Origin of the sequence: Achromobacter insuavis, from assembly GCF_902859645.1 — a bacterium.
In the GTDB taxonomy this organism is placed as follows: domain Bacteria; phylum Pseudomonadota; class Gammaproteobacteria; order Burkholderiales; family Burkholderiaceae_B; genus Achromobacter; species Achromobacter insuavis.
Map to the genome: position 1 here is coordinate 117,681 of NZ_CADIJR010000004.1, position 13,323 is coordinate 131,003.

A 13,323-nucleotide genomic window follows, 5' to 3' on the forward strand; every position below is an offset into this window, starting at 1 on the left:
AACCCCGTCATGCCCCCTATTCTTGGCGATTCAGGACTGCTTGGCAAACAAGGCGTAGAAAAATCCATCGCGTTGCGCCGCGGGTGTTGCATCGACCGCAACTGGCAGCAATTGGCCCGGCGCGTCCAGGCGCTGGGCCTCGGGGTGGCGCTGCAGGAACTCGAGTGCCTGGCGCGTGCCCTCGATCGGGAAGATCGAGCAGGTCACGTACAGCAGGCGGCCGCCGGGCGCCACGGTGCGCCAGAGCGCGTCCAGGATCCGCGCCTGCAGCGTGGCGGTGCGGCGCACGTCGTTTTCGCGGCGCAGCCAGCGGATATCGGGATGGCGCCGCACGATGCCCGAGGCGGTGCACGGCACGTCCGCCAGCACGGCGTCGAAGGGCTTGCCGTCCCACCAGGCGTCCAGGTCGGCGGCGTCGGCGGCCTGCAGCCGCGCCCGCTCGCTCGCCAGGCCCAGGCGGTCCAGGTTCTGGCCGACCCGCACCAGACGGTCGGCGTCGGCGTCCAGGGCCAGCAGGTCGATGTCGGCCAGCTCCAGCAGGTGGGCGGTCTTGCCGCCCGGCGCGGCGCAGGCGTCCAGCACCCGCATGCCGTCCTTGGGCGCCAGCAGTTCGGCGGCCAATTGGGCGCCGGCGTCCTGCACCGACCACCAGCCCTCGGCGAAACCGGGCAACTGGGTCACCGGGCGCGGCGTGGCCAGCACCAGGCCGGCCTGGCCCACCGGCTCGGCGGCCAGGCCCGCGTCCTGGAACGCGGCCAGCACCTGCTCGCGGCTGGCGCGGCGGCGGTTGACGCGCAGGGTCAGCGGCGCCGGCACGTTGGCCGCCCGCAGGATCTCCTGCCATTGCTGCGGATAGGCCACGCGCAATTGCTTGACCCACCAGCCCGGATGGTTCCATTCGGCCTCGGGGCTGTCGGCCACCGCGGCCTCCAGCGCCGCGCGCTCGCGCAGGAAGCGGCGCAGGCAGGCGTTGAGCAGGCCCTTGAACGAGGCCAGGGAACGGGTCGAGGCCGCGGCCGTGACGGCCTGGTCCACCACCGTGTGGGGCGCGTAGACCGGCATGCCCGGCAGCGCGGCCGCGGCCTCGCCCTCGGCCTTGAGCAGCGTCAGCGACACCAGCAGCAGCGACTCGAACAGCACGTTGGGGTAGCGCTGCACCAGTTCGCGGCCGACCGCGTCGGCCCAGCCCAGGTAGCGCATCGCGTGGAACGACACCGCCTGCGCCGCGGGGCGCAGGGCGCCGTCGACCTCGGCCAGGGCATCGGTCAACGAGCGGCCTTCCAGGACGTCCTCCACCACGCGCGCGCTGGAAAGCAGGACGGCGGAAAGCGGGGGAGCCAGATGGGGGGTATCGGAACGCGTGGACATGGCAGCAAATCAAAGGACAAGACCGCTATGGTAGCCCGGCGCGGGCCGCCGCCCCCGCCGACGGCCTCGTGGCGGGCGCTGGACGAACCGCGCCGGGCGCGTCACACTGGCCGCTTGCCTCGGAGCCCGCCATGTCCACCGCCACGCTGCTGCTGTTCATCCTGGCCTCGGCCGTCGCCATCGTGACGCCCGGCCCGACCGTCCTGCTCGCCATGAGCAACGGTTCGCGCCACGGCGTGCGCACCGCCTGCTGGGGCATGGGCGGCGCGGTGCTGGCCGACTTCATCCTGGTGGGCGCGGTGGCTTCCGGCCTGGGCGTGGTGCTGGCCGCTTCCGAGGTCGCCTTCCATGCCATCAAATGGGCGGGCGCGGCCTATCTGGCCTACCTGGGCTGGAAGATGCTGCGTTCGGACGCCGCGCTGGTGCTGCCGGCCGCCGAACCCGGCGCCGCCCGGCCCGTGGGCCTCAAACTGGGCCTGCGCAGCTTCGTGGTGGCGCTGACCAACCCGAAGGCGCTGCTGTTCATGTCCGCCTTCCTGCCGCAGTTCATCAACACCCAGGCGCCCCTGCTGCCCCAATACGCCACCGTGGCCGCCGTGCTGGCGCTGATGAACATCCTGACCATGCTGGCCTACGCCACCCTGGGCGCGCAGCTGGTGCGGGCCTTCCAGGGCTCGGGCCTGCGCTGGCTGAACCGGGTCTGCGGCTCGCTCATGATCGGGCTAGCCGGCACCCTGGCGCTGTATCGCCGCAGCGGCGCGTGACGCCCGGCGGCGCCCCTCCGGATATTGGGGACGCACTTCAATCGCTGACGCGCCCGGCAACCCGCTAAAATAACGGCCCCCCGCCCTGCCGCGCTAAAATTGCGCAGTATTTGATCATTGGCGCCGGCTCGCGCCCACCGAGGTATTCCATGTCTTCCCCCAAAGTCGGCTTTGTCAGCCTGGGCTGTCCCAAAGCCCTGGTCGACTCCGAACGCATCCTGACCCAACTGCGCACCGAAGGCTACCAAGTCACGCCCGAGTACAACGACGCGGACGTCGTGGTGGTCAACACCTGTGGTTTCATCGACAGCGCCAAGGCCGAGTCGCTGGAAGCCATCGGCGAGGCGCTGGCCGAGAACGGCAAGGTCATCGTCACCGGCTGCATGGGCGTCGAGGAATCGGTGATCCGCAACGTGCACCCCAGCGTGCTGGCCGTGACCGGCCCGCAGCAGTACGAGGAAGTGGTGCGCGCCGTGCACAACGCCGCGCCGCCCAAGAAGGACCACAACCCCTACCTGGACCTGGTGCCGCCGCAGGGCGTCAAGCTGACCCCGCGCCACTACGCCTACCTGAAGATCTCGGAAGGCTGTAATCACCGTTGCAGCTTCTGCATCATCCCGTCGATGCGCGGCGACCTGGTCAGCCGCCCGGTGGGCGATGTGCTCAGCGAGGCCGAGCGCCTGGTCAAGGCCGGCGTCAAGGAACTGCTGGTGATCTCGCAGGACACCAGCGCCTACGGCGTCGACGTCAAGTTCCGCAGCGGCTTCTGGAACGGCCGCCCGGTGCGCACCCGCATGACCGAGCTCTGTACGGCCTTGTCCGAAATGGGCGTCTGGACGCGCCTGCATTACGTGTATCCGTATCCGCACGTGGACGAAGTGATTCCGCTGATGGCAGAGGGCAAGATCCTGCCCTACCTGGACATCCCGTTCCAGCACGCCAGCCCGCGCATCCTCAAGGCCATGAAGCGTCCGGCATTCGAGGACAAGACGCTGGCGCGCATCAAGAAGTGGCGCGAGATCTGCCCCGACCTGACCATCCGCTCGACCTTCATCGTCGGCTTCCCCGGCGAGACCGAGGAAGACTTCCAGTACCTGCTGGACTGGATGCAGGAAGCCCAGCTCGACCGCGTCGGCTGTTTCCAGTATTCGCCGGTGGAAGGCGCGCCCGCCAACCTGCTCGACAATCCGGTGCCGGACGAGGTCAAGCAGGAACGCTGGGAACGCTTCATGGAACTGCAGCAGTCGATTTCCACCGCGCGCCTGGCGCGCAAGGTCGGCCGCGAGATCGACGTGCTGATCGACGAAGTGGATGAAGATGGCGCCGTGGGCCGCAGCGCCGGCGACGCGCCGGAAATCGACGGTTGCGTCTACGTCAGTTCGGACCGCGCCCTCAAGGCCGGTGACATGGTGCGCGTGCGCGTCACCGACTCCGACGAATACGACCTCTGGGCCGACACGATCTAACTGTCCTGCCTGCCGGCGGCGTCCGCCGCCGGCTGCCTTCAGGCTTCCAGCAGTTTCAATCCCGCCACGCCGCCCACGATCAGCGCGATGCACGCCAGGCGCGCGACCGACGGCGAATCCCCGAACAGCGCGATCCCCAGCACAGTGATGCCCACGGAACCGATGCCGGTCCAGACCGCGTAGGCGGTGCCAGCGGGCAGATGCCGCATCGCCAGCGTCAGCAGGAAGATGCTGCCCAGGGCCGCGACGATGCCGATGGCGCTGGGCCAGAACCGCGTCCAACCGTCGGCGTACTTCAACGCCAGCGCCATCACGATTTCCACCGCGCTCGCGGCCAACAGGATCCACCAGGCCATCGCGGCCTCCCTTCGAGATTGGAATGCGGCCAGCTTAGGGCCTATAGTTACCCAGGCACAAGTACGCACCTTTTGGTAACCATGAAGGGCCCGACATGGCTGTCTCTCCCGCTTCCTCCGGCGACGTCTTCGACGCCGCCTGCCCGTCGCGCCGCGCGCTCGAGCTGATCTCCGGCAAGTGGGTGCCGCTGGTGCTGCCGGCGCTGGCGCGCGGCCCGCTGCGCAACAACGAACTGCTGCGCAAGCTCGACGGCATTTCACAGAAGATGATGACGCAGACGCTGCGCGACCTGGAACGCCACGGGCTGGTGCGGCGCGAGGACATGCGCACCGTGCCGCCGCACGTGCGCTATCACCTGACCGACCTGGGGAAATCGTTGAACGTGGCGCTGGTGGCGCTGGACCGCTGGGCCGAAAGGCACCATGCGCAACTGGATGCGGCGGCGCGCCGCCACGATGCGGCCGCCGGCGCTCCGTAAAGGCCGGCACGGGCCGGCAACACCTCAGTGCTTGGCCAGGAAATCGGACATGTCGTCCGCGTGCTCTTCCTCGACCGCCAGGATCTCTTCGAGCAGGCGGCGCGTGGTCGAATCCTGTTCGCCGATGTAGTCGATCATCTGCCGGTAGCTGTCGATGGCGATGCGCTCGGCGATCAGGTTTTCCTTGATCATCTCCTCAAGCGTGGCGCCCTCGATGTACTCGGAGTGGCTGCGCTCGAGCAGGCCCTTGGGCGACAGGTTGGGCTCGCCGCCCAGCTGCACGATGCGTTCGGCCAGCCTGTCGGCGTGGTCCTGTTCCTGGGTGGCGTGCTCGGCGAATTCCGCCGCCACCGGCTCGGCGTTCAGGCCGCGGGCCATGAAGAAGTGGCGCTTGTAGCGCAGCACACAGACGATCTCGGTGGCCAGCGCTTCGTTCAGCAGCTTGAGCACGGTCTTGCGGTCCGCGCGGTAGGTGTCGGTGACGGCGCCGGACTCGATGTCCTGGCGCGCCTTGGCGCGAATCGCCTTCACATCCATGTCGAAGGGGCGGCTCGCCTTGTCGTGGTTACGGGTCGTGTTTTCCATATCGTTAGCTCCTTGTGGGGTTGGCAATACGACGCTGGACTTCCAGTCGTTCCGAACAACCCAGTCTACCGGCCATGCGAAAAGATGCTGTGTCCAAACATTGCCCATGGCCCCATATCGGGCTTTCGCGCGCCGCGCAAAAACGCGTCCGGCGCTTCTCGTAAACTATCGGCTTCCCGGACGGCCCGTGACGCAATCTGTAACGGGCCCGGCAATTAGTAGCTTCATATGACCCTGAAGAACATCTGCGTGTATTGCGGCTCCAATCCCGGCGCGCGCCCCGAATACCTGGAACAGGCCCGCGTGCTGGCCCGTGAACTGGTCAAGCGCGACCTCGGCCTGGTCTACGGCGGCTCGGTCGTCGGCATCATGGGCGTGATCGCCAACGAGGTGCTGGCCGGCGGCGGCCGCGTGATCGGCGTGATCCCGGAACTGCTGCAGAAGAAGGAACAGGCCCATCGCGGCCTGACCGAACTGCATCTGGTGCAGAGCATGCACGAGCGCAAGGCCATGATGATGGACAAGGCCGACGGCTTCATCGCGCTGCCCGGCGGCGCCGGCACGCTCGAGGAATTCTTCGAGGTCTGGACCTGGGCCCAGCTCAGCATGCACAGCAAGCCCTGCGGCCTGCTCAACATCGCCGGCTACTACGACGCGCTGATGCAGTTCGTCGACCATGCCGTCGACGAAGCCTTCATGCGCCCGCAGCATCGCGACATGCTGGTGGTGGAAAGCGATCCGGCGACGCTGCTGGACCGCTACGCCATCTACGAGCCGCCCAACGTTTCCAAGTGGTTCGAGCCGGTCAAGCCCGAGCATCGCGCCCCCTAAACCGCCCCCAAGGAAAACCCGCAATGTCCACCGGTTCGTCGTCTCCCGCCAGCACCGAGTCCGTATTGCGCGATTACTTCCACGCCAAGGACGAAAACCGCCCGCACTACATGGCGCGCGCCTTCGCGCCGCAGGCGGTGCTGAAGATGGCGCTGCGCACGCAGGCCATCGCCTTTCCGCCCGAATCCCACGGCCTGGCCGCGATCACCGACACGCTGGTGCGCAAGTTCGGCCAGACCTACGACAACGTCTACACCTTCTACCTGGCGCGGCCCGAGGCGGACGTGCGTCTGTCCGATTATTCCTGTGACTGGATCGTCGGCATGACCGAGAAGGCCACCGGCAACGTGCGCGTGGGCTGCGGCCGCTACGCCTGGACCTTCCAGCCGGAGCCGTACCGCGCCACCCACCTGACCATTACGATCGAGACCATGGTGACGCTGCCGCCCGCCGACGCCGAAGCGGTATTCGGCTGGCTGCTGGCGCTGGACTACCCCTGGACCAACGCCCAGCGCGTCGTCGCGGGCGCACCGCCGCTTGAAGACCTGGCGCCGGTGGTGCAGTATCTGCTTCACCCCATGTAGATCGGCATCGGATTTTTTCTTGAAATACGACATCGCAGCTTTTGATTTCGACGGAACCCTGGCGGACACCATGCCCTGGTTCAATTCCATCCTCAACACGGTGGCCGACAAGTACGGCTTCCGCAAGATCGACGCCGCCGAGCGCGACCAGCTGCGCCACCGCGATGCCGGCGAGATCCTGAAGTTCCTCGGCATCCCGCTGTGGAAACTGCCCGCCATCATGGCGCACGTGCGCACCCTGATGCAGGAGATCGATCCCAGCGTGCACCTGTTCGACGGCATCCCCGACGCGCTGGCCCGCCTGAAGGCGGGCGGGCTGCGGCTGGCGGTGGTCAGCTCGAACTCGCTCGAAAATGTGCAGCGCGTGCTCGGCCCCGACACCGCGGCGCTGTTCGACGACTACGAATGCGGCACCGACCTGTTCGGCAAGGCCGCCAAGATCGACCGCCTGCTGCAGCGCCACGGCACCGCGCCGGAACGTTTCCTGCTGGTGGGCGACGAAATGCGCGACATCGACGCGGCCCGCAAGGCCGGCGTGCGCGTGGGATCGGTGGCCTGGGGCTACAACCACGTCGACGCGCTGCGCGACCGCGGCCCCGACGAATTGTTCATGCAGGTCGCCGAACTGCCGGCCGCGCTGGCCTGACGCGGCGCCCCGACAAGGACACGCTGATGGCGCGCAACGTCGAAATCAAGGCCAGGGTCGCCAGCCTGGCGGCCCTCGAACCGCTGGCGGCGGCGTTGTCCGGCAAGGCGCCGGTCGCCATCGCGCAGGACGACACCTTCTTCGCCTGCCCCGACGGCCGGCTCAAGCTGCGCGTGTTCGCCGATGGCAAGGGCGAACTGATCTTCTACCGCCGCGCCGACGCCGCCGGCCCCAAGGAAAGCTTCTACGTCATTTCGCCGACCGCCTCGCCCGACACCCTGCGCGATGCGCTGGGGCTGGCCTATGGCGTGATCGGGCGCGTGCGCAAGCAGCGCCTGCTGTTCATGGCCGGCCGCACCCGCATCCACCTGGATCGGGTCGAGGGGCTGGGGGAATTCCTGGAACTGGAAGTGGTGCTGCGCGACGGCGAAAGCGTCGAGGACGGCATGGCCGAGGCCCATGAACTGCTGGCCAGCCTGCAGATCGCGCCGGAGCAGTTGTTGTCGGGCGCCTATCTGGACCTGCTGGCCCGGCGTCCCTGAAAACGGTCCGCCCGCCCCACGGCGGCCGGACCCTGGCGGCGACGGCCGGCCTCAGGCCGGCTGCCAGCCCCGCACGAACACGTCCACCGGCTGGCGCTTGCCGCCGGCCTTCTGCAACTCCAGCAAGCGCAATACGCCCTCGCCGGTCGCGATGTCGATGCCCTCGGCGTCCGCGCGCAGCACGCTGCCGGGCGCGGCCGTGGCGGGCTGCGGCAAGGCCTGGGCGCGCCACACCTTCACCGGATCGGCCAGGCCTGGCAGGCGGATGCTGGCGCCCGGCACCGGGTTGAAGGCGCGCACGCGGCGCGCCAGCAGTTCCGCCGCCTGGCTGCAATCGAGCGCGGCCTCGGCCTTGTCCAGCTTGGCGGCGTAGGTCACGCCTTCCTCGGGCTGCGGGGTCGGCGTCAAACCGCCCTGGCCCAGCGCGGCCAGGGCCGCCACGATCGCCTCGCCGCCGGCCAGCGCCAGCGCGTCGTGCAATTGCGCGGCATTGGTGTCGGCGCCGATCGGCACGATGCGTTCCAGCAGCATGTCGCCGGTGTCCAGGCCCGCGTCCATCTGCATGATGGTGACCCCGGTGCGGTCATCGCCGGCCTCGATGGCGCGCTGGATCGGCGCCGCGCCGCGCCAGCGCGGCAACAGGCTGGCGTGGATGTTCAGGCAACCCAGGCGCGGCAGGTCCAGCACCCACTGCGGCAGGATCAGGCCATAGGCCGCGACCACCATGACGTCGGGCGCGATGCGCTCGAGCAGGGCGCGGGCCTCGGCGGCTTCCTCGGGGTAGCGGCCATCGAGCCGCAGGCTGCGCGGCTGGGCGACCTCGATGCCGGCATCGAGCGCGGCCTGCTTGACCGGGCTCGGGGTCAGCTTGAGTCCGCGACCCGCGGGACGGTCGGGCTGGGTCATGACCAACGGGATGTCGTGGCCGGCGGCCCGCAGGGCGTCGAAGGCGATACGGGCGAATTCCGGCGTGCCGGCGAAAACTAGGCGCATGGGGATCGGACCGGGAAGGAGGAAACGGGCGTCAGGCGCGCAGCGCTTCGCGCTCGGCCTTTTTCAGCTTGGTCTTGATGCGGTTCTGCTTCAGGTTGGACAGGTATTCGACGAACACCTTGCCTTCCAGGTGGTCGAGCTCGTGCTGCACGCACACGGCCAGCAGGCCGTCGGCCTCGAACTCGAACGGCTTGCCGTCGATGTCCAGCGCCTTGCAGCGGATGCGCGAGGCGCGCTCGACTTCGTCATATATGCCCGGGACCGACAGGCAGCCTTCTTCGTAGATCTTGTAATCGTCGCTGTGCCAGGTGATCTCGGGATTGATCAACACCAGCAGCTGATTGCTTTCTTCGGAGACGTCGATGACGACGACGCGCTCGTGCACGTCAACCTGCGTCGCGGCCAGGCCCACGCCCGGCGCGTCGTACATGGTGTCGGCCATGTCGCGCACCAGTTGGCGGATGCGGTCATCGACCTCGGCGACCGGCTTGGCCTTCTTGTGCAAGCGCGGATCCGGGTAGCGAAGAATAGGGAGTAATGCCATTGAAAAGGAATCGTCGGTAAGAGTGCCTGACCAACAGTTTAATTCATTAGATTCTTGATTTCTAATAGTTTTCGGCTAAGCCGAGGATTATCCGGCCCCACCCGCCCCCGATTTACGGGCCGGTCCGGCCGGGACCATTCGATCCCCCTTGCCGGGACCGCCGTGGCCGCCATGCGACACTCTCGAACATGCCGCTCACCCACACCCCCGCTGAACTGTCCGCCTGGTTGCGCCTGTCCCTGGAACCCGGTATCGGCTCGGCCACCGCCTGCACCCTGCTGGGCGCGCTGGGCCTGCCGGAACAGATCTACGCGCAGCGCGCCTCGGCCCTGGCGCGCCAATTGCCCGATGCGCTGGCCCGCCAGCTGGCCGCCCCCATGCCGGCCGAGATGGCCGCGCAGGTCGACAGCGCGCTGCAGTGGGTCGAGGCGCCCGGCCATCACATCCTGACGCTGGCCGATCCCACCTATCCGCAAAGCCTGCTCACCATCGCCGACCCGCCCATCCTGCTCTACGTCAACGGCGACCCGGCCTATCTGCAGGGGCCGGCGCTGGCGGTCGTGGGCGCCCGCAACGCGACCCCCGGCGGCCAGGAAAACGCCCGCGCCTTCTCCCGCTACCTGGCCGGCAATGGCTGGCGCGTGGTCAGCGGGCTGGCGCTGGGCATCGACGCGGCGGCCCATGAGGGCGCGCTGGACGCCGGCACCGGCGGCGCCGGCACGGTCGCGGTGATGGGCACCGGCATCGACCGCATCTACCCGGCGCGGCATCGCGACCTGGCGCATCGCATCGCCGCGCACGGCGCGCTGGTGTCCGAATTGCCGATGGGGACCGGCGCCCTGCCGCAGCACTTTCCCAAGCGCAACCGCATCGTGGCCGGCCTGGCGCGCGGCGTGCTGGTGGTCGAGGCCGCGAAACAGAGCGGCTCGCTCATCACCGCGCGGCTGGCGGGCGAAAGCGGGCGCGAGGTGTTCGCCATTCCCGGCTCGATCCACTCGCCGCTGTCGCGCGGTTGCCATGCGCTGATCCGCCAGGGCGCCAAGCTGGTGGAAACCGCGGCCGACATCACCGACGAACTGGGCGGCGGCTCGCGGCCCGACGCCCGCCCGGCCGCGCCGGCCGACGACGCCGCGCCCAGGGAAGCCGCCCCCCATCCGGTGCTGGAGGCGCTGGGCTTCGACCCGCTGCACCTGGACGCGATCCAGGCCCGCTGCGGCCTGGATACCGCCGACCTGCAGGCGCAATTGCTGGAGCTGGAACTGGCCGCGCGCGTGGCGCGCCTGGACGACGGCCGCTTCCAACGCCTGAAATAAGGGACCGCGCCACGGGCAAGGCCGGGGCCGGCCAGCGCCCGGACAACCCTTGGCCCGGCCGCGAGCGGGGCCGGATGCGATGGCGCTAATATTGGCGTTGGCGCCGAGCCGCCGCCGCGGCCGCCCCCGATACCGATACAGGAAGAGACATGGCATTGCCCACACGCGTCAAGATCGTCGAGGTTTCGCCCCGCGACGGTCTGCAGAATGAAAAGGAATTCGTCCCCACCGACATCAAGGTGGAACTGATCGACCGCCTCGCGGCCGCCGGTTTTCCCAACGTCGAGGCGGCCTCGTTCGTGTCGCCCAAGTGGGTGCCGCAGATGGCCGACGGCGCCGACGTCATGGCGCGCATCCAGCGCCGCCCGGGCACGATCTATTCGGTGCTCACGCCCAACATGAAGGGCTTCGAGGGCGCGCTGGCGGCCGGCGCGGACGAGATCGTCATCTTCGGCGCGGCCAGCGAGGCCTTCTCGCAAAAGAACATCAACTGCTCGATCGCCGAATCCATCGCGCGCTTCGAACCCGTGGTGCAGGCCGCCCGTGAAGCCGGCATCCGCGTGCGCGGCAGCATCAGCTGCGCGCTGGGCTGTCCCTACCAGGGCGAAGTGCCGATCGAATCCGTGGTCGACGTGGCCCAGCGCTACCTGGCCATGCAGGTCGACGAGATCGACGTGGCCGACACCATCGGCGTGGGCACGCCGCAGCGCGTGCGCGACGTGATGGCCGCGGTCACCCGCGTGGTGGACCCGGCGCGCGTCTCCGGCCACTTCCACGACACCTACGGCCAGGCGCTGGCCAACATCCTGGCGTCGCTGGAGACCGGCATCTCGATCTTCCACGCCTCGGTGGCCGGCCTGGGCGGCTGCCCCTACGCCAAGGGCGCGACCGGCAACGTCGCCACCGAAGACGTGCTGTACATGCTGCGCGGCCTGGACATCGACACCGGCGTCGACTTCGACGCGGTGGTGGATATCGGCCAATGGATGTCGGCCAACCTCAATCGCAAGGGCTCCAGCCGGGCCGGCAACGCCATTGCCGCCAAGCGGGCCGCCTGACGCGAAACGCCGTAGAATGGCTGCGCGCGTTTCGCGTGAGCGCCCGGGTCGACCGGCGCAAGTCTTTCCGCAACGCTACCGGAACTCCGCAGCCGCATGACGTCCCCCGTCCCGTCCCCCTCGCCCGAGGAACACGCCGCCCTGCTTCGCGCCCTCGGCCCGCTGCCCCTGTCGGGACAGGCGTGGCCCGATTGGGTGCGCATCCTGACCTGGGTGATCCTGGCGGTGCTGGGCGTGCAGGTGGTCACCACCGCCATCCGCGCGCCGGGCCAGCCGCTCGAAAGCTCGATGGCGCTGGTGGTGGGGCTGTGCTTCATCGGCCTGCTGTTCGTGTCCTGGCACATGCAGACGTCCATCACCACCATCGACGAGCGCGGCTTGCGCCAGACCTGGTTCTCGCGCCGCGAGGTGGCCTGGGAAGACGTGCGCGAAGCGCGCTTCGTGCCGATGATCTTCTCCAAGCGGCTGGTGGTGTTCACGCACCGCGGCCGGCCCGTGATCTTCCAGGGCGGCACGCGCGAACTGCGCAACGCCTTCACCCGGATCGCGCAGGTCTACCGGCGCGGCTGACGGCCCGCGACGCAATACGCGCCCAATAAAAAACCGATGCCGCGGCATCGGTTTTTTATTGGCGGATCCGGCCGGCGCGCCGGATCACGCCGCGCTCAGCGGATCGGCAGCGCGTACATCAGGCCGCCTTGCGTCCACTGCGCATTCAGGCCGCGCTTGATCTTCAGCGGGCTGCCCTCGCCGACGTTGCGCTCGAAGCTCTCGCCGTAGTTGCCGACCTGCTTGACGATGTTGTAGGCCCACTTCTCGTCCAGCCCCAGATTGGCGCCGCCGCCGGGCGTCACGCCCAGGATGCGCTTGATGTTGGGGTTGTCGCTCTTGGCCTGCTCGTCGACGTTCTTGGAGGTCACGCCGTATTCCTCGGCCTCGATCATGGCCGAGAGCGACCAGCGCACGATGTTCAGCCACGCGTCGTCGCCCTGGCGCACGAACGGACCCAGCGGTTCCTTCGAGATGATCTCGGGCAGCACCACGTAGTCGTCGGGCTTCTGCAGCTTGGAGATGCGGATCGAGGCCAGGCCCGAGGCGTCGGTCGAGAACACGTCGCAACGGCCCGCGGCAAAGGCGTTGACCACTTCGTTGAAGGTCTCGATCACCACCGGCTTGTAAGTGACCTTGTTGGCGCGCGCCCAGTCGGCCAGCGTGTTCTCGTTCGAGGTGCCGGTCTGCAGGCAGATGGTCGCGCCGTTGATTTCCTTGGCGCTCTTGACGCCCAGCGACTTGGGCACCAGGAAGCCCTGGCCGTCGTAGAAGTTGATGCCGGCGTGGATGATGCCCAGCGCGGTGTCGCGCTGCTGCGTCACGGTGGTGTTGCGGGTCAGCACGTCGACTTCGCCCGACTGCAGCGCGGTGAAGCGCTGCTGCGAGTTGAGCGGCACGACCTTGATCTTGTCGGCGTCGCCGAACACCGCCGCGGCGATGGCGCGGCACAGGTCCACGTCCAGGCCCTGCCACTTGCCCTGCGCGTCAGGGGCGGAGAAGCCCGCGAAGCCCGTGGTGGTGCCGCAGGTGACCGCCCCGCGCTGGCGCACGACGTCCAGCGTCGCCGCTTGTGCCCCTTGTGCCGCGGCAAACAACAACGCCGCGCCCGCCAACCCTTTTGCAATGTTCATGACTTGTTTTCCTGTTGTACCGGGACGCGCAAGCGCCCTGTTGTAGCAGGGCGCGCAAGCGCGCCGAGGCGAGAAGCTTATCGACATGAAGCGCCCGCGCCAAATAACAAGC

General features: G+C 68.5%; 16 protein-coding genes. 10 read left to right on the forward strand and 6 right to left on the reverse strand.

What is annotated here, in order from left to right; translation table 11 throughout:
- Window positions 1-30: 30 nt before the first annotated feature.
- Window positions 31-1,368 (reverse strand): 16S rRNA (cytosine(967)-C(5))-methyltransferase RsmB, encoded by a 1,338-nt coding sequence (gene rsmB / locus H0523_RS04405; protein ID WP_054429319.1) that lies wholly within the window; start codon window positions 1,366-1,368, stop codon window positions 31-33.
- A 131-nt stretch (window positions 1,369-1,499) separates the two neighbouring features.
- Here rsmB and H0523_RS04410 point away from each other — a divergent pair, with 131 nt between their 5' ends.
- Both H0523_RS04410 and rimO read left to right on the forward strand, forming a co-directional pair.
- Window positions 1,500-2,132, forward strand: a complete 633-nt coding sequence (locus tag H0523_RS04410; RefSeq protein ID WP_054429318.1) for a LysE family translocator — start codon at window positions 1,500-1,502, stop codon at window positions 2,130-2,132.
- 149 nt (window positions 2,133-2,281) lie between these two features.
- A complete protein-coding gene (gene rimO, locus H0523_RS04415) occupies window positions 2,282-3,598 on the forward strand; it encodes a 30S ribosomal protein S12 methylthiotransferase RimO (protein ID WP_054429317.1) in 1,317 nt (438 codons plus the stop codon).
- 38 nt (window positions 3,599-3,636) lie between these two features.
- On the opposite strand, the gene H0523_RS04420 is transcribed toward rimO, so the two are convergent.
- Entirely contained in the window at window positions 3,637-3,954 is a 318-nt protein-coding gene (locus H0523_RS04420) for a DMT family transporter (RefSeq protein WP_054429316.1), read from the reverse strand.
- A 95-nt stretch (window positions 3,955-4,049) separates the two neighbouring features.
- Between H0523_RS04420 and H0523_RS04425 the strand changes: the two genes are divergently transcribed.
- Window positions 4,050-4,433: a winged helix-turn-helix transcriptional regulator gene (locus H0523_RS04425; RefSeq protein WP_054429315.1), complete on the forward strand. Its 384-nt coding sequence runs from the start codon at window positions 4,050-4,052 to the stop codon at window positions 4,431-4,433.
- 24 nt (window positions 4,434-4,457) lie between these two features.
- On the opposite strand, the gene H0523_RS04430 is transcribed toward H0523_RS04425, so the two are convergent.
- Window positions 4,458-5,018: a ferritin-like domain-containing protein gene (locus tag H0523_RS04430; RefSeq protein ID WP_054429314.1), complete on the reverse strand. Its 561-nt coding sequence runs from the start codon at window positions 5,016-5,018 to the stop codon at window positions 4,458-4,460.
- 228 nt (window positions 5,019-5,246) lie between these two features.
- Between H0523_RS04430 and H0523_RS04435 the strand changes: the two genes are divergently transcribed.
- From H0523_RS04435 to H0523_RS04450, 4 genes are read left to right on the forward strand one after another with little or no spacing between them, the layout of a single operon-like run.
- On the forward strand, window positions 5,247-5,849 hold the full coding sequence (locus H0523_RS04435) for an LOG family protein (RefSeq protein ID WP_054429313.1): 603 nt from the start codon (window positions 5,247-5,249) through the stop codon (window positions 5,847-5,849).
- Between the two features lie 23 nt (window positions 5,850-5,872).
- On the forward strand, window positions 5,873-6,433 hold the full coding sequence (locus tag H0523_RS04440; protein WP_054429312.1) for a hypothetical protein: 561 nt from the start codon (window positions 5,873-5,875) through the stop codon (window positions 6,431-6,433).
- Between the two features lie 19 nt (window positions 6,434-6,452).
- Window positions 6,453-7,079 (forward strand): HAD hydrolase-like protein, encoded by a 627-nt coding sequence (locus tag H0523_RS04445; RefSeq protein ID WP_054429311.1) that lies wholly within the window; start codon window positions 6,453-6,455, stop codon window positions 7,077-7,079.
- A gap of 26 nt (window positions 7,080-7,105) precedes the next feature.
- Window positions 7,106-7,621 carry a class IV adenylate cyclase gene (locus H0523_RS04450; protein ID WP_054429310.1) on the forward strand — a complete coding sequence of 172 codons (516 nt, stop codon included), beginning with the start codon at window positions 7,106-7,108 and terminating at the stop codon, window positions 7,619-7,621.
- 51 nt (window positions 7,622-7,672) lie between these two features.
- On the opposite strand, the gene fmt is transcribed toward H0523_RS04450, so the two are convergent.
- Together fmt and def are read right to left on the reverse strand one after the other, a co-directional pair.
- The gene (fmt, locus tag H0523_RS04455; protein ID WP_054429309.1) at window positions 7,673-8,614 is read right to left on the reverse strand and encodes a methionyl-tRNA formyltransferase; all 942 of its coding nucleotides are present in this window, start codon (window positions 8,612-8,614) and stop codon (window positions 7,673-7,675) included.
- A 31-nt stretch (window positions 8,615-8,645) separates the two neighbouring features.
- Window positions 8,646-9,158, reverse strand: a complete 513-nt coding sequence (def, locus tag H0523_RS04460) for a peptide deformylase (RefSeq protein ID WP_006391779.1) — start codon at window positions 9,156-9,158, stop codon at window positions 8,646-8,648.
- 188 nt (window positions 9,159-9,346) lie between these two features.
- Here def and dprA point away from each other — a divergent pair, with 188 nt between their 5' ends.
- From dprA to H0523_RS04475, 3 genes are all read left to right on the forward strand, one after another.
- On the forward strand, window positions 9,347-10,471 hold the full coding sequence (gene dprA / locus H0523_RS04465; protein ID WP_054429308.1) for a DNA-processing protein DprA: 1,125 nt from the start codon (window positions 9,347-9,349) through the stop codon (window positions 10,469-10,471).
- Between the two features lie 149 nt (window positions 10,472-10,620).
- Window positions 10,621-11,529: a hydroxymethylglutaryl-CoA lyase gene (locus H0523_RS04470; protein WP_006389909.1), complete on the forward strand. Its 909-nt coding sequence runs from the start codon at window positions 10,621-10,623 to the stop codon at window positions 11,527-11,529.
- A 96-nt stretch (window positions 11,530-11,625) separates the two neighbouring features.
- On the forward strand, window positions 11,626-12,099 hold the full coding sequence (locus tag H0523_RS04475; RefSeq protein ID WP_054429307.1) for a hypothetical protein: 474 nt from the start codon (window positions 11,626-11,628) through the stop codon (window positions 12,097-12,099).
- A gap of 95 nt (window positions 12,100-12,194) precedes the next feature.
- Here H0523_RS04475 and H0523_RS04480 read toward each other — a convergent pair whose 3' ends face one another.
- Window positions 12,195-13,211, reverse strand: coding sequence for an amino acid ABC transporter substrate-binding protein (locus H0523_RS04480; protein WP_006391783.1), 1,017 nt, complete (start codon window positions 13,209-13,211; stop codon window positions 12,195-12,197).
- Between the last annotated feature and the right edge of the window lie 112 nt (window positions 13,212-13,323).